Source organism: Novosphingobium sp. DS6-6, from assembly GCF_057784975.1.
In genome coordinates this window covers 405351-422606 of sequence record NZ_JBYNTS010000001.1, presented here as the reverse complement: position 1 = coordinate 422606, position 17256 = coordinate 405351, and the positions used below count along the sequence as shown (strand labels likewise).

Below are 17256 nucleotides of genomic sequence, written 5' to 3'. Positions count from 1 at the left end.
GCCAACCCAGCAACGGAGTTTCGTTCATGTCCACCAAAGCCGTCACCGACGCCAGCTTCTCTGCCGAAGTCCTTCAGTCCGACAAGCCCGTGCTGGTGGATTTCTGGGCCGATTGGTGCGGCCCGTGCAAGATGATCGCCCCGGCGCTGGAGGAAATCGCCGAGGAACTGGCCGACAAGGTGACCATCGCCAAAGTGGACATCATGGAAAACACCAATACCGCCAGCGATTTCGGCGTGCAGTCGATCCCGCTGCTGATCCTGTTCAAGGATGGCAAGCCGGTGGCGCAAAAGCTTGGCGCTGCCCCCAAGAGCCAACTCAAGGGCTGGCTCGAAAGCGTCCTGTAAGCTGGCGCCTTGTTCCTCCCCGTCATGCGGGGAGGCGGGCCAGGTTGCAGGCTGGTGTCGGGGCGGTTCAAAGCATCGCCAGTCGCGCCGCCATGGCCTCGAACAGGAACGGGCTGCTTGCCGCGATCAGGCCTTTCTCGTCCACCTGGTCCACGCGATAGGGGCGCCCGTCGGGCCGGGCGGCCTTGCCGCCCGCTTCGTTCACGAACAGCACGCCGGCGGCATGATCCCACGGCAAAGTGCGCTCGAAAATCGAAACGTCATTCATGCCCAGTATCAGGCGCGGATACTGTTCGGCTGCGCAGCGGGGAATGTCGACCACGTCGTAATGCGGCAGGATGTGCCGGCGCATGGCGTCGCGCCGGGCCGGGTCCATGAAGACAGTGGATATGGCCGCGACGGCTGGGTTGCGCCCGGTCGCCTGCGCCTGCACCGCCGTGCCGTTGACGAAAGCGCCGCGCCCTTGCTGCGCGGTGCACATCCTGCCCGAAAGCACATCGTAGATCCAGCCGGCCACGCACCGGCCATGCATGGCCAGGGCGATCAGCACGCCGAACGGCGGGCGCCCCGCGGCGAAATTGTTGGTGCCGTCAAGCGGGTCGATGATCCAGCACGGCCCCTTGCCCAGGCGGTCGAGCACGGCGGTGTCGGCATGGGCCGCCTCCTCGCCGACGATCGCCGCCTCGGGCAGAATGGCGGCCAGCCCGTCGCTCAGCAGGCGTTCGGCATGGGTATCGGCAACTGTCACCACGTCATCGGCCGCCTTGGCAATCACGTCGGCTTCGGCCAGCTGGCGATAGCGCGGCACGATCGCCTGCTGCGCCGTGCGGACGATCAGCGCGGCAACGGCGGCGTCGATCTCGGCCGACCAGCTCATGCGGGCGACCGGTTCACGTGAACGGCACGGCCGCGATAGCCTGGAAACCCGGGCGCGCCCGCAGGCGTTCCATCCAGGCTTCCACATGGGGCAGGGCCGGACGTTCGATAGGCAGGCTGAACCAGGTGTGGGCATAAGTGCCCATGGGAATGTCAGCCACGCCAAAGCCCTGGCCGGAAAGGAACGGCCGGCCGGCCAGCTCGGCATCGACCATGGCCATCAACGCGGCACAGCGCGCGGCGGACTGTGCGACCACGGGATCGCTGCCGTCCTTGCCGCCGCGCACGCAGCCCAGAAAGGCGTCGCGCTGCGCGTCGGCATAAAGAAACTGCCAGTCCATCCACCGGTCGCCCAGCGCGCGTGCCGCCGGATCGGCCACCCACATCTGCGGCGCGCGGGCGGCAAACAGATAGCGCAAAATCGCGTTCGATTCCCATACCGCCACTGTGCCGTCCTCGATCATCGGCACCAGGCGATTGGGGTTTTTCGCCAGGTATTCCGGCGTATAGCCAAACGGCCCGCCCATATCGCGGCGCTCGAAAGGCACGCCGCACTCGTGCGCCCCCCAAACGACCTTTTTCACATTGTGCGAGTTTATCCGCCCCCAGATGGTCAGCATGGCGGCTCAGCTCCGATAGTCGGCGTTGATCGAGATATAGCCGTGCGTCAGGTCGCACGTCCACACCGTGGCGCGCCCGTCGCCGAGGCCAAGATCCACTTCGATGGAAATGTCGCGACTTTTGAGGTGCGCGGCCACGGGGGCTTCGTCGTAATCGGCAAGCGGCTGCCCTTCGCGCGCGGCCCATGCGCCGCCGAACCCGATCGACAACCGGTCGCGGTCCGCTGGCTCGCCAGCTTTGCCCACGGCCATGACCACGCGCCCCCAGTTGGCATCTTCACCGGCAATGGCGGTCTTGACCAGAGGCGAATTGGCGATGGCCAGCCCGACGCGCCGTGCGCTGTCATCCGAAACCGCGCCGGAAACGCGCACGCTGATGAATTTCTGCGCGCCTTCGCCATCCCTCACCACCAGGTGGGCCAGTTCGCGGCAGACCTGTTCCAGTGCTGCGGCAAAGGCCTCCGCGCCGGTGTCGTCATAGTCGGTCAGCTGGGCATTGCCGGCCTTGCCGGTGGCAAAGGCCAGCACCGTGTCGCTGGTCGAGGTATCGCTGTCCACGGTGATGCACGAGAACGTACGCTGGTTCGCCGCCGAAAGGCATTGCTGCAGAAAGGCCGGGGCCACCGCCGCATCCGTGAAGATATAGCCCAGCATTGTTGCCATGTCGGGCGCGATCATCCCCGAGCCCTTGATGATGGCTGCCAGCGTCACTTCCCGGTCGCCGACCACGGCCGTGGCAGTGGCGCCTTTGGCAAAGGTATCGGTCGTGCCGATCGTTCTCGCCGCCTCTTCCCAGGTGCATGGCGTCGCCAGCAGCGCCGCTTCGATCCCGCTGCGGGCCTTGTCCTTGGGTAGCGGCACGCCGATCACCCCGGTCGACGAAACGAACACCTGTTCCGCCGCGCAGCCGAGATGGGCGGAGACCTGGGCCATGATCGCTTCCACGGCCTCGCGTCCGCGATACCCGGTAAAGGCATTGGAATTGCCGGCATTGACCACCAGCGCCCGTGCGCGACCCTGCGCCACGTTCCGCCGCCCCAGTTCCACTTCGGAAGAACAGCAGACATTCCGCGTGAACACGCCGGCCACGGCGGTGCCTTCGCACAGTTCCACATAGGTAAGATCGCAGCGGCCCCAGTCCTTGTACCCGGCACGCGCCACGCGCGGAGTCACGCCGGCAATGGCGGGTAAAGCCGGAAATGGCGAAGCGAGGGGGGAGACGGCGTCTGACATGGCCCGGTTCCCTAGCGATTTGGAACGCCTGCGTCCATTGCGGAGCGGGACCAACGTACCTTGCCGCGCCATTGACGCCAGCGCCGGCGAACGGCATCAAGCGGCGGTGCGGCAAGGGGTGGAACAAGCATGCGGCGTATGATGCGTCGGGCGGCCTGGCTCGGCGGGATGGCGGCCTGGGCCGCGGCTGCCCCCGTTCTGGCAAGTCCCGCCAGCGGCACTTATGGTCGCCCGGCAGGCGATCCCGGGGAATGGGTCACGCCAAACGACTATCCGGCGCGGGCCTTGCGCAACAACGAGACCGGTACGGTCGGCTTTCTGCTCAGCTATGATGCGCAGGGCAGCGTCAAAGGCTGCGAGATCATGGCCAGCAGCGGCTCGGCCGATCTCGATCAGGTTACCTGTCAGTTGCTTCTGGCCCGCGCTCGCTTCGTGCCCGGCGTCAAGGATGGCAAGCCGCAGAGCGGCACCTATCGAAATTCGGTGCGCTGGCGCATTCCCGAAAAAGAGACTGACGATCTGCCCGACCCAGGCAGCTATATCTTCTCCTATGTCGTCAATGCCGATGGCCGCGTTTCCGATTGCGTTTCCATTGCTCCTGACGGGAAACGAACGGCGCTTGGCCCGGGCGAAGGGCCGCCGTCCTGTGCCGACGGTACACCACTGCGGCCGGCGAAGGATGCCGCCGGCAAGCCAGTCGGCAAATGCGTGACAGTGACGACCTCCACGAAAGTCGAGGATTTGCCTTGAGCATTGTCTGGAAAACCGCCGATTGCGCTTTACGCGCGGCGAGGCGTTCCCTATCTCGGCACGCAATGCGTTTCCTGCTTGTCCTGTTTGCCCTGCTCAGCGGCCTGTCGCTGCCCGAAGTGGCCAATGCCACCACGCGTACCGAGGTTGCGGGCACGGCACAGGCCGGATTTGCGGTGGCCCCGGCCGCCGCGCATTGCGTCGTGCAAGCCGCGCGCGTGCAGGCCGCGCGGCCCGCGTTCGATGCGGCGCAGCGGTCCGTTGCCACCGCATTTGCGCCGCTGTTTCTGGCCCGGCCCACCACGTACCGCGGCGATCGCGCCCGCGAATAGGCCGCGCTGTTGCCCCGCTGCGGGCACCAACACCCGATTTTCGCGTTGCCGGCCAATGCGCGCTGATGGCGCCCGGCACTTGCCATACCCCTTCGCACGATAGGAAACCCGCCATGCTCGGCGCTCTCGCCAAGTCCATTTTCGGCTCGTCCAACGATCGTTACGTCAAGTCGCTCGACAAGCTGGTGAAGAAAATCGCCGCGTTCGAACCCGAAATGCAGGCGATGAGCGATACCCAACTGGCCGCGCAGACGGTCAAGTTCCGCGAAGCGCTGGCCAATGGCGCCGCGCTCGACGATCTCCTGCCCGAAGCTTTCGCCACCGTGCGCGAGGCGTCGGTGCGGACGCTGGGACTGCGCCACTTCGATGTGCAGATGATCGGCGGGATCGTGCTGCACCGTGGCGAGATTGCGGAAATGCGTACCGGCGAGGGCAAGACTCTGGTGGCGACGCTGGCGGTCTATCTCAACGCGCTGGAAAGCAAGGGTGTCCACGTCGTCACCGTCAACGATTACCTGGCCAGGCGCGATGCCGAAACGATGGGCGTGCTGTACAATTTCCTGGGCCTCAGCGTCGGCGTGATCGTGCCCAACCTCAACGAATACGAGCGGCGGCAGGCCTACGAGGCCGATATCACTTATGCCACCAACAACGAGCTCGGCTTCGATTACCTGCGTGACAACATGAAGCACGAACGCGCGCAGATGGTGCAGCGCCCGTTCAGCTATGCCATTGTCGATGAAGTGGACTCGATCCTGATCGACGAGGCGCGCACGCCACTAATCATTTCCGGCCCCACCGACGACAAGAGCGACCTTTACATTTCGGTCGATGCGGTGGTGAAGCAGATCGATCCGGCGCTTTACGAAGCGGACGAAAAGACCAAGAACATCACGCTCACCGAAGATGGCGTGGAATGGGTGGAGCGCGCGCTGGAGGCTGCGGGCCTGCTCGTCGGCTCCAATCTCTACGATGTGGAAAACACCATGGTGGTCCATCACCTGGACCAGGCCTTGAAAGCCAATGTCATGTTCAAGCGTGACATCGACTATATCGTCAAGGACGACAAGATCATCATCATCGACGAATTTACCGGCCGCATGATGGATGGCCGGCGCTGGTCGAACGGGCTGCACCAGGCGGTCGAGGCGAAAGAGGGCGTGAATATCGAGCCCGAAAACCAGACCATGGCCTCGATCACGTTCCAGAACTATTTCCGCATGTATCCCAAGCTTGCGGGGATGACGGGCACAGCCGCGACCGAAGCGACCGAATTCTTCGAAATCTACAAGATGAATGTAGTGACCATTCCCACCAACGTGCCGGTGCGGCGTGTGGACGAGGAGGACGAGTTCTACAAGAACACCGCCGACAAGTTCGGCGCCATCGCCCGGCTGATCCGCGAAAAGAACGAGATCGGCCAGCCCGTGCTGGTGGGCACCGTGTCCATCGAAAAATCCGAACTGCTGAGCGAATTCCTCAATCGCGAAGGCGTCAAGCACGCCGTGCTCAACGCCCGGTTTCACGAGATGGAAGCCCATATCGTGGCCCAGGCCGGGCGGCTGGGCGCGGTTACGATCGCCACCAACATGGCTGGGCGCGGCACCGACATCAAGCTGGGCGGCAATCTGGAATTCCGCATCGACGACGAACTGCGTGATCTGCCTGCCGGGCCGGGGCGGGACGCGGCGGTCGCCCGCATGGCGGCCGAGATCGAGGCCGAAAAGGCGCAGGTGCTGGCTGCCGGCGGCCTCTGCGTGATCGGTACCGAACGGCACGAGAGCCGCCGCATCGACAACCAGCTGCGCGGCCGCTCCGGCCGCCAGGGCGATCCGGGGCTGTCAAAGTTCTACTTGTGCCTGGAAGACGATCTGTTGCGCATTTTCGGGCCGGACACGCTTTTTGCGCGAATGATGAATTCCAACCTGGCCGATGGCGAGGCGATCGGTTCCAAGTGGCTTTCCAAAGCGATCGAGACGGCGCAGAAGAAAGTGGAAGCGCGCAATTATGATATCCGCAAGCAGGTTGTCGAATACGACGATGTCATGAACGATCAGCGCAAGGTGATCTATGAACAGCGCGCCGATATCATGGACGCCGAAGCGGTGGACGACGTGGTGGTGGACATGCGCCACGATACGATCAACGCGCTGGTCGGCGATGCCTGCCCGCCCGGCTCCTATCCCGAGCAATGGAACGTCGCGGGCCTCAAGGAACGCGTGGCCGATGTGCTCGGCCTGGCCCCCCCGCTCGACGATTGGCTCGAGGAAGACGCGGTGGAAGCCGAACTCATCAGCGAGCGGCTGATCGCGCTGGCCGATGCGCACATGGCGGCCAAGCTCGATACTGTCGATCGTGCCGCCTGGGCGAACCTGGAAAAGTCGATCCTGCTCGAACGGCTCGATCATCACTGGAAGGAACATCTTGCCACGCTCGATGCCCTGCGCCAGGTGGTGTTCCTGCGCGCCTATGCGCAAAAGACGCCGATCAACGAATACAAGCAGGAAGCGTTCGGGCTGTTCGAAAAGATGCTCGACGCGATCCGCGAAGACGTCACGCGGATCCTGATGATCAGCGAAATCCGCATGCAGCCGGTGCAGGATTTCCAGCTGCCCGAACTGCCCGATTTCCTGACCAGCCATATCGATCCGTTCACCGGCGAAAACGATGCCCTGCCCCCGGTGCCGGGCGCGGCGGCCATGCTCGGCGCGCTGGGCGGCGCGCAGCGTATGGCACCGGCAGGGGGCGAAAATCCCTATGCCGATCAGGGCATCAGCCGCAACGCGCCGTGTCCCTGCGGTTCGGGACAGAAGTACAAGCACTGCCACGGAATGGCGGCCTGACCGGAGGAATTGATCTTGGACAAGACCATCAAGCTCACGCTGAGCGAGGACGAAGTCGAAATGATCGTGGACGCCCTCGAGGTGGACCTAGAAGGCTATCTCGAATCCGCCAAGGAAGCGCGCGGCAACGGCAACCGCGCCGATGTCGAGACATTCACCGAGGCGGCCGACCGCATCGCCAAGCTGATCGCCAAGATCCGCGCCAAGCTGGACTGATCAGGGCCTCTCGACCACGTCGTTCCCTGACGTGATCCGGGATCCCGCTGCTTGAAATGAAAAAGCCGACCCGAAGGCCGGCTTTCGCGTCACTGGAACCAATGGCGGTCCAGAAATCCGCATGGTCGGGGAGAGAGGATTCGAACCTCCGGCCCCTGCCTCCCGAAGACAGTGCTCTACCAGGCTGAGCTACTCCCCGACCGGCGCGGGTTGGCCTAGGCCATCCCCGTTGGGCAGGGCCGCCCTATATGCGGGGGCTTGGGGCCGCGCAAGCCTTCTTTCGAAAACTTCTCCGCAGATGGCCTCCCTTCATGAAAAATCGATGGTGCACTCCATTCGGCACGATTTCCCCTGGCTTCGGATCGCCGATGGCATCTTGGCGGCCGGGCGGTTAAGGCTGGTGGCATGACAGCGCCTGGCGAATCCCGTACCGATCACTTCGAATGGCAATACCTGGACCTGATGCGCCGGATCTGGACTCAGGGGGACGAGCGGACCGACCGGACCGGCGTGGGCACGCGGGCGATATTCGGCACGCAATTGCGGTTCGATCTGGCGGAAGGGCGGGTGCCGCTGCTTTCGACCAAACGAATCTTCTGGAAAACCGCCACCCGGGAATTCCTCTGGTTCCTGACCGGCGACACCAATATCCGCAGCCTGTGCGCGCAGGGCGTCGAAATATGGACCGACTGGCCGCTCGACCGCTATCGCCGCGAAACCGGCCACGCGATCAGCCGCGCCGATTTTTCCGCGCGCATCGTCGCCGATGCCGCCTTTGCGGCGCAGTGGGGCGATCTTGGCCCGGTCTATGGCAAGCAATGGGTGGACTGGCCGGTTTACGAGCCGGCCGGCACCGACGGGCTCTATCGCCGCCGTGCCCAGGGCGTGAACCAGGTTGCCCAGCTTGTCGACGGCCTGCGCCGCAATCCCGGCGGCCGTCGCCATATCGTGGAAGGCTGGAACGTGGCCGAACTCGATGCCATGGCCTTGCCGCCCTGTCACAAGACCTATCAGTTTCACGTGGCCGGTAACCGCTTGTCCTGCGCGCTCTATCAACGCAGTTGCGACGTCGTGCTGGGCCTGCCATTCAATTTGTGGAGCGCGGCCCTGTTCGTGCACATGCTGGCCCAGCAATGCGATCTCGAGCCGGGCGAACTGGTCTGGATGGGCGGGGATACGCATCTCTATCTCAACCATGCCGATCTGATCGCCGCGCAGTTGCAGCGCGTGCCCTCGGGCGATCCGCGGCTGATGATCGCCCGGCGCCCGGAATCGATGTTCGCTTATGCGATCGAGGATTTCGAGGTGGCCGGTTATCATCCGCAGGGACACCTGGCGGCGCCGGTCGCGGTCTGACGGTGCCGCCGTTTCGTGCGGCTCTGCCGGTATCCACAACGGCGCACGAAATTTCTGCGTGGCGGTTTGTTGACACCCGCCGTTCCCCGGCATAGAGGCGCGTCACCCCAAGGGGAACGCGGGTGTAGCTCAGTCGGTTAGAGTGCCGGCCTGTCACGCCGGAGGTCGCGGGTTCGAGCCCCGTCACTCGCGCCACCCTTGGGGAAGGTATTGTTTATCAAGGGAAACCCGCTCGACCGCGGTTTTCTTGCCTGGCCCGCCAGCGGGAGATTGGCAATTGACAGCATAACCGCCGCGTCTTAGAGGCGCTTACCCCAAGCATGCGCGGGTGTAGCTCAGTCGGTTAGAGTGCCGGCCTGTCACGCCGGAGGTCGCGGGTTCGAGCCCCGTCACTCGCGCCACTTGGTCAATGTCTCAAAAGGCCTTCTTCGGAAGGCCTTTTTGCATGTCGTGGCGCTGAATATGGCGCCGCGTCAGCCCCAGTGGCCGGTTTCCATCCAGATCAGAAACCGGCGCAATGGCAAGAGCCACACCGTGCCCAGTACCAGATAGACCGGCACTTGCGCCAGAACCGGCAGGCGGCCGATCCATTCGCCCAGGCCCATGATCGCCCCGCCATAGATCGCCAGGGCAATGATCAGCGCCAGAATGCCGATCGGCTTGCGCCAGGTGGGCGGCGGCGGCGGGTTGAAGTGGGGGCGCCGCTCCATCAGAACGGACCGTAGAGCCGCGTGGGCGTTACCACCGCGCGCAGCGGGCGATCGTGCGGTTCGCGGGACAGATCGTCCAGGCATTGCGCGTCCCAGGCAAGGCCGATGGGCAGGGCGGCGGGATGGGCCGCCAGCCAGCGATCGTAATGTCCGCCCCCCTGGCCCAGCCGCGCGCCATCGGGGGCAAATCCCAGCAGGGGCACGAACAGAACCTCTGGCGTCAGTTCCGGGGCATCGGCGCCCGGCTGAAGAACCCCCCAAGGATCGGGTTCCAGCACCGTATCCAGCGGTGGCACCAGCCATTGACGAAAGCGCATCGATGCCGCAGGCCCGGCAAACCACGGCAGCGCAACGGGGTGCCCGGCTTCGTGGAAGAACGCGGCATAAGCGCTCGCCGGGGCTTCCCACGCGCTGGCGCTGTACAGGGCGACTACCGCACCGGCCGGGATCAGGTCCATGAGCGGAGCGGGCGGGCGGCGAAACAGCAAGGCGCGCGTGCGCGGGTCCAGGCTTTCGACATGGGCGCGGCGGCGCGCGCGCAGTTCCCGGCGCAGCGCCTGCTTGGCCGCAGCCCGGGTGTCGTCGCCGGGGGATCGCACTTCCGGGAATGGGGGTGACGGGCCCACCATGGGTCGTTCTCCGGGAAAATCCTCCGACGCCTCAACGTCAGGTGGGGACCATATGCCTGTGCCAGGGCCCAGGTAGGGACAGCCCCCTTGGATTTGCTTATAGCCTCAGGGATGTTTCATGCGGCACGTGCCGGGCAGAACCCGTCTCTTGCAATCTAGGGACTCGTGTCATCCCGCTCAAGGGGCGGGACCAGTTTTTGCGCTAGCTTTTCGATCCGCTCCGCCAGGCCTGCCATGCGCGCAGCAAGTTCGGGCGAAGGCCCGGATGGCGGCATGATCGGCACGGCTTCCGGGGGCGGGGCGGCAGGCGGCGCCGGGCGGCTATGGGCCTCGTGCAGTTCGTCGGCCAGCATCAGCGCGGCGAACAGCAGCATGCGCGCCTCGCTCTGGGTGGCGATATTGCCGATGCGGCGCACGCGATCGTCGATCATCCGGCCCAGCATTTCGGCGTGGCCCTCTTCGCCCGCGGCAACCGAGACGGTGAGCGAGCGTCCGCCAATGGCTAGAGTAACGTTCGTCATCTGCATGCTTGGTTTCCTGGTGCCTGGGGCCATGCCCTGTGCGTCATTGCGGGAGGCTGGAAAGCAGCAGGTCGAGCTGCTGCAATTCCTGGGTCACCCGCTCGCGCAATTTGCGATGACGCGATTTCAGCTCGCTGAGTTCCGCCTGCGCCGCGTTTTCGGCCTGCGTTGCACGCGCGGCTGCAATCTCCTCCAACCGGGCCAGCGCCCGCTCGATCCGTTCGATCGCGGTGATCAGATCGGCCGTGCCGTCGGCCGCGTTGCTGTCCAGGGTTGCCATAACGCACCCCGGTATCACACTGGCGGCGCCCTGCAAGGCTCTCGGGCCAGGGCGGCGGCAGGTTTGCGTGCTGGTGGTCCGAACCGCGGAACCGCGGCGTCCCGCTGGCGTAGCTTATGGCAGGACAAGGGCATATTCGCGGGGCGCGGCGGACGCTACGCTTGACGCTGGCAGGCCGGAGACCCAAAGAGGCCCCGATTTCCCCGAATCAGACGTGTCCGCCGGCCGGACGCGCGCGTAAGGAGACCAACCCGAATATGACAAGCGATCCGACCGCGCTGGCACCGATGGCCAACGCGATCCGCGCGCTGGCGATGGACGCAGTCCAGGCAGCGGAATCCGGCCATCCCGGCATGCCGATGGGCATGGCCGATGTCGCCACGGTGTTGTGGTCGCGCTTTCTCAAGTTTGATCCTGCCGCGCCCAAATGGGCGGACCGCGATCGCTTCGTGCTTTCGGCGGGGCATGGCTCGATGCTGCTATACGCGCTTTTGCACCTTTCCGGTTACCAGCAGCCGACGATGGACGACATCCGCAATTTCCGGCGCCTGAACAGCCCCTGCGCCGGCCATCCGGAAAACTTTCTGTTGCCCGGCGTGGAATGCACCACCGGCCCGCTCGGCCAGGGCTTTGCCATGGCGGTCGGCATGGCGATGGCCGAACGCCACCTGAATGCCCGGTTTGGCGATGATCTGGTCGATCATCGCACCTGGGTGATCGCGGGCGACGGCTGCCTGATGGAGGGTGTGAACCACGAGGCTGTCGGCCTGGCTGGCACGCTTGGTCTGGGGCGCCTCGTAGTGCTGTGGGACAACAACAAGATCACGATCGACGGCGATACCTCGCTGTCCACCAGCGAAGACATCCTGGCTCGCTATCGCGCCAGCGGCTGGCATACCGAGGATTGCGACGGCCACGATTTCGGCGATATCGAGCGGGCTATTGCCGCGGCCATGGCCGATGACCGCCCCTCGCTGATCTCGTGCCGCACGGTGATTGGCAAAGGCGCGCCCAACAAGCAGGGCGGGCACAACGTGCACGGCTCCCCGCTCGGCAAGGATGAAATCGCCGCCGCGCGCGAATTCCTGGGCTGGACGGCCGCGCCGTTCGAAATTCCCGAAGACATTCTGACCAACTGGCGCGCCACCGGCGATGCCGGCCGCGATCTGCGCGCCGAATGGGAAGCGCGGCTGGCGGTCCATCCGCAGGGCGGAGAACTGATGCGCCGCATGGCCGGTGCGCTGCCTTCGGGCGAAGAGGCAGGCCGGGCGTTCAGTGAATGGCTGGGCAAGAGCCAGAACATCGCCTCGCGCAAGGCGTCGGAACTCGCGCTCGAGGTATTGACTCCGCTGATCCCCGAAATGGTCGGCGGTTCGGCCGATCTCACCGGGTCCAACAACACCAAGACCAAGGCCACCACGCCGTTCGGCCCGGCCGATTACGCCGGCCGCTATGTCTATTACGGCATCCGCGAATTCGGCATGGCCGCGGCGATGAACGGCATGGCCCTGCATGGCGGGATCATTCCCTATGGCGGCACGTTCCTGATCTTTGCGGATTATTGCCGCAATGCCATCCGCCTTTCGGCGCTGCAGCACGCGCGGGTGATCTATGTGCTGACGCACGATTCCATCGGCCTGGGTGAAGACGGCCCGACGCACCAGCCGATCGAGACGGTGATGAGCCTGCGCATGATCCCCAATCTCCAGGTCTTCCGGCCGGCCGATGCGGTCGAAACCGCCGAATGCTGGAACCTGGCGCTGTCTTCGCCGCATACGCCCTCGGTTCTGGCGCTTACCCGTCAGAATCTCCCGCAACTGCGTCACGATGGCGCGATGCTCAGCGCGCAAGGGGCCTATCGCCTGGCGGCTGCCGTCGCTCCGCGCAAAGTGGTGCTGCTGGCCACCGGTTCGGAAGTGTCGATCGCGGTCGACGTGGCCAAAGCGCTTGAGGAACAGGGCATCGGGGCGGATGTCGTGTCGATGCCCAGCTGGGAATTGTTCGAGCGTCAGGATGCGGCTTACAGGGCCGATCTCATTCCCGCCGATGCGCTCAAGGTTTCGATCGAGGCCGGCACGACGTTCGGCTGGCAGAAATACGTAGGCGATGGCCTTGCCATCGGCATCGACACTTTCGGCGCGTCGGCATCGGCGCCGGTGCTTTACGATCACTTCGGCCTCACGGCGGCCAAGATCGTGCCGCAGATCCTCGCGCGGCTTGGATAGGGCCGGCGTCGCGCGCTTTATCCATCCTCACCCAATTCAGTTACCAATCTGAGGGAGTAAGAACATGGCGACCAAGGTTGCAATCAACGGTTTCGGGCGTATCGGCCGCAACGTGGCCCGCGCCATTCTCGAGCGGCCAGACTGCGGCCTCGAACTGGTTGCCATCAACGATCTGGCCAGTGCCAAGGCCAACGCCCTGCTGTTCAAGCGCGACAGCGTGCACGGGGCCTATCCCGGCACCGTGGACGTCGATGGCAACGATCTCGTGATCGACGGCAAGCGCATCAAGGTGACGGCAGAGCGCGACCCGGCCAAGCTGCCGCATGCGGAACTGGGCATCGACATCGCTCTTGAATGTACCGGTTTCTTCACCGATCGCGAAGGTGGCCAGAAGCATATCGAAGCGGGCGCCAAGCGTGTGCTGATCTCGGCCCCGGCCAAGAACGTCGACCTTACCGTCGTGTTCGGAGTCAACCATGACAAGCTCACCGCCGATCACGTGATCGTGTCGAACGCGTCGTGCACCACCAACTGCCTGGCACCCTTTGCCAAAGTGCTCAACGATACCGTCGGCATCGAGCGCGGGCTGATGACCACCGTGCACAGTTATACCAACGATCAGAAGATCCTGGACCAGATCCATTCCGATCCGCGCCGTTCGCGTGCCGCGGCGATGAGCATGATCCCGACCACCACCGGCGCCGCCCGTGCGGTGGGTGAAGTGCTGCCCGAACTCAAGGGCAAGCTCGACGGTTCGGCCATCCGCGTGCCCACGCCCAACGTTTCGGTGGTGGACCTGACGTTCCAGCCCAAGCGCGATACGACCAGGGACGAAATCAACGCGCTGCTCAAGGCCGCTGCCGATGGCCCGCTCAAGGGCGTGCTGGCGTTCAGTGAAGAGCCGCTGGTGTCGATCGACTATAACCATGACGCGCATTCTTCCACGATCGACAGCCTTGAAACGGCGGTGATCGACGGCAAGCTGGTGCGCGTCCTGTCGTGGTATGACAACGAATGGGGTTTTTCCAACCGCATGGTCGATACCGCCGGCGCGATGGGCAAGCTGATCTGATTGCCTGAATGATGGCCCGGCGCCGGCACTTCCGTTCCTGAGCGGACGCTGGCTGGCACCGGGCCTTTTCCTTGTCGGACAGGGAGATGAAGCCATGACTTTCAAGACTCTCGATGATCTGGGTGACATTGCCGGCACGGCCGTGCTGGTGCGCGAGGATCTAAACGTGCCGATGGCTGAAGGGCAGGTGACCGACGATACCCGCCTGCGCGCCGCGGTGCCGACATTGACGGAACTGGCCGACAAGGGCGCCAAAGTGCTGATCCTGGCTCATTTCGGCCGGCCCAAGGGCGAGCGTGGCGAGGCCAATTCGCTCAGGCAAGTGGTTCCGGCGCTCAGCCACGTGCTGGGCCGTCCGGTTGTGTTCATCGCCGATTGCGCCGGGGCAGAGGCGGAAGCCGCCGTGGCGGCCCTGGCCGATGGCGCGATCGCCGTTCTGGAAAACACCCGTTTCCACAAGGGTGAGGAAAAGAACGATCCCGCTCTGGTCGTCGCCATGGCCCGGCTGGGGCAGGCCTATGTCAACGACGCCTTTTCCGCCGCGCATCGGGCCCACGCCTCTACCGAAGGGCTCGCCAAGGTGCTGCCCGCCTATGCCGGGCGCGCCATGCAGGCCGAACTCGAAGCGCTGGAACGGGCGCTGGGCAAGCCGGTCAAGCCGGTGGCCGCCGTGGTCGGCGGGGCCAAGGTTTCGACCAAGCTCGACGTGCTGAAGCACCTTGTCAGCAAAGTCGATCATCTGATCATTGGCGGAGGCATGGCCAACACGTTTCTGGCCGCGCGCGGCGTGAACGTGGGCAAATCGCTGTGCGAACACGATCTGACCGGCACGGCCGAAGCGATCCTCGATGCCGCAGACAGCGCGGGTTGCACGGTCCATCTGCCTTACGACGTTGTCCTGTCAAAGGAATTTGCCGCCAATCCACCCAGCTTGCGCACCGCCAACGTGCACGAAGTGGGCGCCGAGGAAATGATTCTCGATATCGGCCCGGCCGCCGTCGAGGCCCTGGGCGACGTGCTCAAGACCTGCCGAACCCTGGTATGGAACGGGCCGCTCGGCGCGTTCGAGATCGCCCCGTTCGACGCTGCCACCGTGGCGCTGGCCAAGACGGCGGCGGCACTGACCAAGGAAAACTCGCTGGTTTCCGTGGCAGGGGGCGGGGATACCGTCGCCGCGCTCAACCATGCCGGCGTCGCGGCAGACTTCTCCTATGTGTCGACGGCGGGCGGGGCCTTTCTGGAATGGATGGAAGGCAAGGAACTGCCGGGCGTTGCGGCGCTTCAGGGTTGATTGCAACTTTTTTGCAGGCGCGTGTTGCGGTGCAGCGCGCGCCTGTTTATGGCGGTGTTCTGCATAGGTATGCACAACCGGATTCGCTCACAGCGGTGCAACGCGCCCGGCGCAGCCCACCAAACCGACAGGATCGATCATGAACCACGCTGAAATGACCGAGAAGATGGCCGCCGGACAGGGCTTCATCGCCGCGCTCGACCAGAGTGGCGGATCGACCCCCAAGGCGCTCAAGGGCTATGGCGTCGAGGAAAGCGCCTATGGCAGCGAAGAGGAAATGTTCGGCCTGATCCACGAGATGCGCTGCCGGATCATCCGTTCCTCGGTTTTCAACGGTGACAAGGTCATCGGCGCAATCCTGTTCGAACGCACGATGGATGGCACGGTCGATGGTCAACCTGTGCCCGCCGCGCTGATCGCCAAGGGCGTCGTCCCTTTCATCAAGGTGGACAAGGGCCTGGAAGACGAAGCCGACGGGGTGCAGCTGATGAAGCCGATGCCCGGGCTCGACGCCCTTGTCGCCCGGTCGAAAGCGCTGGGCGTGTTCGGCACCAAGGAACGCTCGGTCATCAACTCGGCCAACCCCGAAGGCATTGCCGCCGTGGTCAAGCAGCAGTTCGCCGTGGGCCGGCAGATCCTGGCCGGCGGGCTGATGCCGATCATCGAACCGGAAGTGAATATCAAGAGCGCCACTCGCGCGGCGTGTGACACGATCCTGCGCGATGAAATTCTTGCCGCGCTCGATGCGCTTCCCGAAGGCGCGCAGGTGATGCTCAAGCTTTCGCTGCCCAAAGTGCCGGGCACGTTCGACGCGCTTGTCGATCATCCCAAGGTGCTGCGCGTGGTCGCGCTGTCGGGCGGTTATGCCCGTCCCGAGGCCTGCGTGGAACTGGCCAGGAACAAGGGCATCATCGCCAGCTTCAGCCGGGCCTTGCTGGAAGACCTGCGCTACCAGATGAGCGATGCGGAATTCGATGCCGCCCTTGGCGGGGCGATCGACGAGATTTTCGCCGGGTCGACCCAGAAGCTGGTCACCGCCTGACCGCCCGCGGCGGTCGGGCCTTGTGCCCGTTGCCGCGGAAGTGGACGGGGAACGGCGAAGCGGTTACGGGCTGCGCCATGACCGACCTTGCCAGCCAGCTCTATCTTATCTCGCCGCTCGACGTCGGCGGCCGTTTTCCCGATCGCCTGGCCCGTGCGCTCGATGCCGGGCCGGTCGCGGCGTTCCAGTTTCGCGTCAAGGATATCGACGAACATGCCGCGGCAAAGCTGGCCGCGCCGCTTCAGCAGATCTGCGCAACGCGCGATGTGGCGTTCATCGTCAACGATTCGGTCAGCCTCGCCAAGCGGCTTGGCGCCGACGGGCTCCACTTGGGACAGGACGATGAAAGCCTTGCCGATGCCCGCGAGCGCCTTGGCCGCGGCGTGCAGATCGGTGTGACTTGCCACGATAGCCGCCATCTGGCGATGGAAGCAGGCGACACCGGGGCCGACTATGTGGCCTTCGGCGCGTTCTATTCCAGTGGCACCAAGCAGACCAAGCACCAGGCGCAGCCCGATCTGCTCGCCTGGTGGTCCACCTTGTTTGAGTTGCCCTGTGTCGCCATCGGCGGCATCACGCCAGAAAACTGCGCGCCTCTGGTCAGCGCCGGGGCCGATTTCCTGGCGGTGAGCGGGGCGATCTGGGCCAATGCCCAGGGTCTTGACGAAGCCGCCGCCGTGGCCGCGTTCCTGCACGCCATCGCCGATGCGCCGTCTCGCGGCGCAGGGGTGGACCAGGACTGATCGTACGGGCGGGAACCGTGGGCATTGCCGTGGGTTTGTTGCGCAGCAGCGCCGCGCAATTTGGACCGGTCTGCCACAACAGACCTGCCCCACGGAGATGCGATGATCTGCAATTGCCGGCTTGCCCCTGTCACAGCCGTTGCCCTGGCCGCATTCGCCCTTGCCACGTC

General features: G+C 64.8%; 18 protein-coding genes and 3 tRNA genes. 13 read left to right on the top strand and 8 right to left on the bottom strand.

Translation table 11 applies throughout. The features are described from left to right. Positions 1 to 26: 26 nt before the first annotated feature. The gene (trxA, locus tag AC3EDY_RS01960; RefSeq protein WP_488570755.1) at positions 27 to 347 is read left to right on the top strand and encodes a thioredoxin; all 321 of its coding nucleotides are present in this window, start codon (positions 27 to 29) and stop codon (positions 345 to 347) included. Positions 348 to 414: 67 nt separating this feature from the next. Here trxA and AC3EDY_RS01955 read toward each other — a convergent pair whose 3' ends face one another. The 3 genes from AC3EDY_RS01955 to argJ are packed head-to-tail and all read right to left on the bottom strand — an operon-like array spanning position 415 to position 3076. After that, positions 415 to 1224, bottom strand: coding sequence for an inositol monophosphatase family protein (locus AC3EDY_RS01955; protein WP_488570754.1), 810 nt, complete (start codon positions 1222 to 1224; stop codon positions 415 to 417). A gap of 13 nt (positions 1225 to 1237) precedes the next feature. Continuing rightward, on the bottom strand, positions 1238 to 1843 hold the full coding sequence (locus AC3EDY_RS01950) for a glutathione S-transferase family protein (RefSeq protein ID WP_488570753.1): 606 nt from the start codon (positions 1841 to 1843) through the stop codon (positions 1238 to 1240). A gap of 6 nt (positions 1844 to 1849) precedes the next feature. Further along, positions 1850 to 3076: a bifunctional glutamate N-acetyltransferase/amino-acid acetyltransferase ArgJ gene (gene argJ / locus AC3EDY_RS01945; RefSeq protein WP_488570752.1), complete on the bottom strand. Its 1227-nt coding sequence runs from the start codon at positions 3074 to 3076 to the stop codon at positions 1850 to 1852. A 129-nt stretch (positions 3077 to 3205) separates the two neighbouring features. On the opposite strand from argJ, the gene AC3EDY_RS01940 reads away from it, so the two are divergent. The 4 genes from AC3EDY_RS01940 (at position 3206) to AC3EDY_RS01925 (ending at position 7217) form a co-directional block, all read left to right on the top strand. Next, a complete protein-coding gene (locus AC3EDY_RS01940) occupies positions 3206 to 3826 on the top strand; it encodes an energy transducer TonB (protein WP_488570751.1) in 621 nt (206 codons plus the stop codon). A gap of 65 nt (positions 3827 to 3891) precedes the next feature. After that, the gene (locus AC3EDY_RS01935; RefSeq protein ID WP_488570750.1) at positions 3892 to 4158 is read left to right on the top strand and encodes a hypothetical protein; all 267 of its coding nucleotides are present in this window, start codon (positions 3892 to 3894) and stop codon (positions 4156 to 4158) included. A gap of 113 nt (positions 4159 to 4271) precedes the next feature. Next, positions 4272 to 7001 carry a preprotein translocase subunit SecA gene (gene secA / locus AC3EDY_RS01930; RefSeq protein WP_488570749.1) on the top strand — a complete coding sequence of 910 codons (2730 nt, stop codon included), beginning with the start codon at positions 4272 to 4274 and terminating at the stop codon, positions 6999 to 7001. Between the two features lie 15 nt (positions 7002 to 7016). Next, a complete protein-coding gene (locus AC3EDY_RS01925) occupies positions 7017 to 7217 on the top strand; it encodes a hypothetical protein (protein WP_488570748.1) in 201 nt (66 codons plus the stop codon). A gap of 122 nt (positions 7218 to 7339) precedes the next feature. On the opposite strand, the gene AC3EDY_RS01920 is transcribed toward AC3EDY_RS01925, so the two are convergent. Then, positions 7340 to 7416: transfer RNA gene (locus AC3EDY_RS01920), tRNA-Pro, on the bottom strand. Between the two features lie 206 nt (positions 7417 to 7622). On the opposite strand from AC3EDY_RS01920, the gene thyA reads away from it, so the two are divergent. The 3 genes from thyA to AC3EDY_RS01905 all read left to right on the top strand — a co-directional run bounded on the left by thyA (position 7623) and on the right by AC3EDY_RS01905 (position 8974). Further along, positions 7623 to 8573, top strand: a complete 951-nt coding sequence (thyA, locus tag AC3EDY_RS01915; RefSeq protein WP_488570747.1) for a thymidylate synthase — start codon at positions 7623 to 7625, stop codon at positions 8571 to 8573. 118 nt (positions 8574 to 8691) lie between these two features. Then, positions 8692 to 8768, top strand: a tRNA-Asp gene (locus tag AC3EDY_RS01910). A gap of 129 nt (positions 8769 to 8897) precedes the next feature. Further along, a tRNA-Asp gene (locus AC3EDY_RS01905) sits at positions 8898 to 8974 on the top strand. A 72-nt stretch (positions 8975 to 9046) separates the two neighbouring features. Here AC3EDY_RS01905 and AC3EDY_RS01900 read toward each other — a convergent pair. From AC3EDY_RS01900 to AC3EDY_RS01885, 4 genes are all read right to left on the bottom strand, one after another. Next, on the bottom strand, positions 9047 to 9283 hold the full coding sequence (locus AC3EDY_RS01900; RefSeq protein WP_488570746.1) for a DUF2842 domain-containing protein: 237 nt from the start codon (positions 9281 to 9283) through the stop codon (positions 9047 to 9049). Then, complete coding sequence (locus AC3EDY_RS01895) at positions 9283 to 9882, bottom strand: 5-formyltetrahydrofolate cyclo-ligase (RefSeq protein WP_488570745.1); 600 nt, start codon at positions 9880 to 9882, stop codon at positions 9283 to 9285. The genes AC3EDY_RS01900 and AC3EDY_RS01895 overlap by 1 nt, the downstream gene beginning before the upstream one ends. Positions 9883 to 10067: 185 nt before the next feature. Continuing rightward, positions 10068 to 10439 (bottom strand): cell division protein ZapA, encoded by a 372-nt coding sequence (locus tag AC3EDY_RS01890; RefSeq protein WP_488570744.1) that lies wholly within the window; start codon positions 10437 to 10439, stop codon positions 10068 to 10070. A gap of 37 nt (positions 10440 to 10476) precedes the next feature. Next, a complete protein-coding gene (locus AC3EDY_RS01885) occupies positions 10477 to 10713 on the bottom strand; it encodes a hypothetical protein (RefSeq protein ID WP_488570743.1) in 237 nt (78 codons plus the stop codon). A gap of 257 nt (positions 10714 to 10970) precedes the next feature. Here AC3EDY_RS01885 and tkt point away from each other — a divergent pair, with 257 nt between their 5' ends. The 5 genes from tkt (at position 10971) to thiE (ending at position 17086) form a co-directional block, all read left to right on the top strand. Beyond that, complete coding sequence (tkt, locus tag AC3EDY_RS01880) at positions 10971 to 12938, top strand: transketolase (protein ID WP_488570742.1); 1968 nt, start codon at positions 10971 to 10973, stop codon at positions 12936 to 12938. Between the two features lie 64 nt (positions 12939 to 13002). Continuing rightward, positions 13003 to 14010, top strand: coding sequence for a type I glyceraldehyde-3-phosphate dehydrogenase (gap, locus tag AC3EDY_RS01875; protein ID WP_488570741.1), 1008 nt, complete (start codon positions 13003 to 13005; stop codon positions 14008 to 14010). A 94-nt stretch (positions 14011 to 14104) separates the two neighbouring features. Continuing rightward, positions 14105 to 15301 carry a phosphoglycerate kinase gene (locus AC3EDY_RS01870; protein ID WP_488570740.1) on the top strand — a complete coding sequence of 399 codons (1197 nt, stop codon included), beginning with the start codon at positions 14105 to 14107 and terminating at the stop codon, positions 15299 to 15301. 139 nt (positions 15302 to 15440) lie between these two features. Next, positions 15441 to 16343, top strand: a complete 903-nt coding sequence (locus AC3EDY_RS01865; protein WP_488570739.1) for a fructose bisphosphate aldolase — start codon at positions 15441 to 15443, stop codon at positions 16341 to 16343. Positions 16344 to 16420: 77 nt separating this feature from the next. Next, a complete protein-coding gene (gene thiE / locus AC3EDY_RS01860; protein ID WP_488570738.1) occupies positions 16421 to 17086 on the top strand; it encodes a thiamine phosphate synthase in 666 nt (221 codons plus the stop codon). Positions 17087 to 17256: the final 170 nt, after the last annotated feature.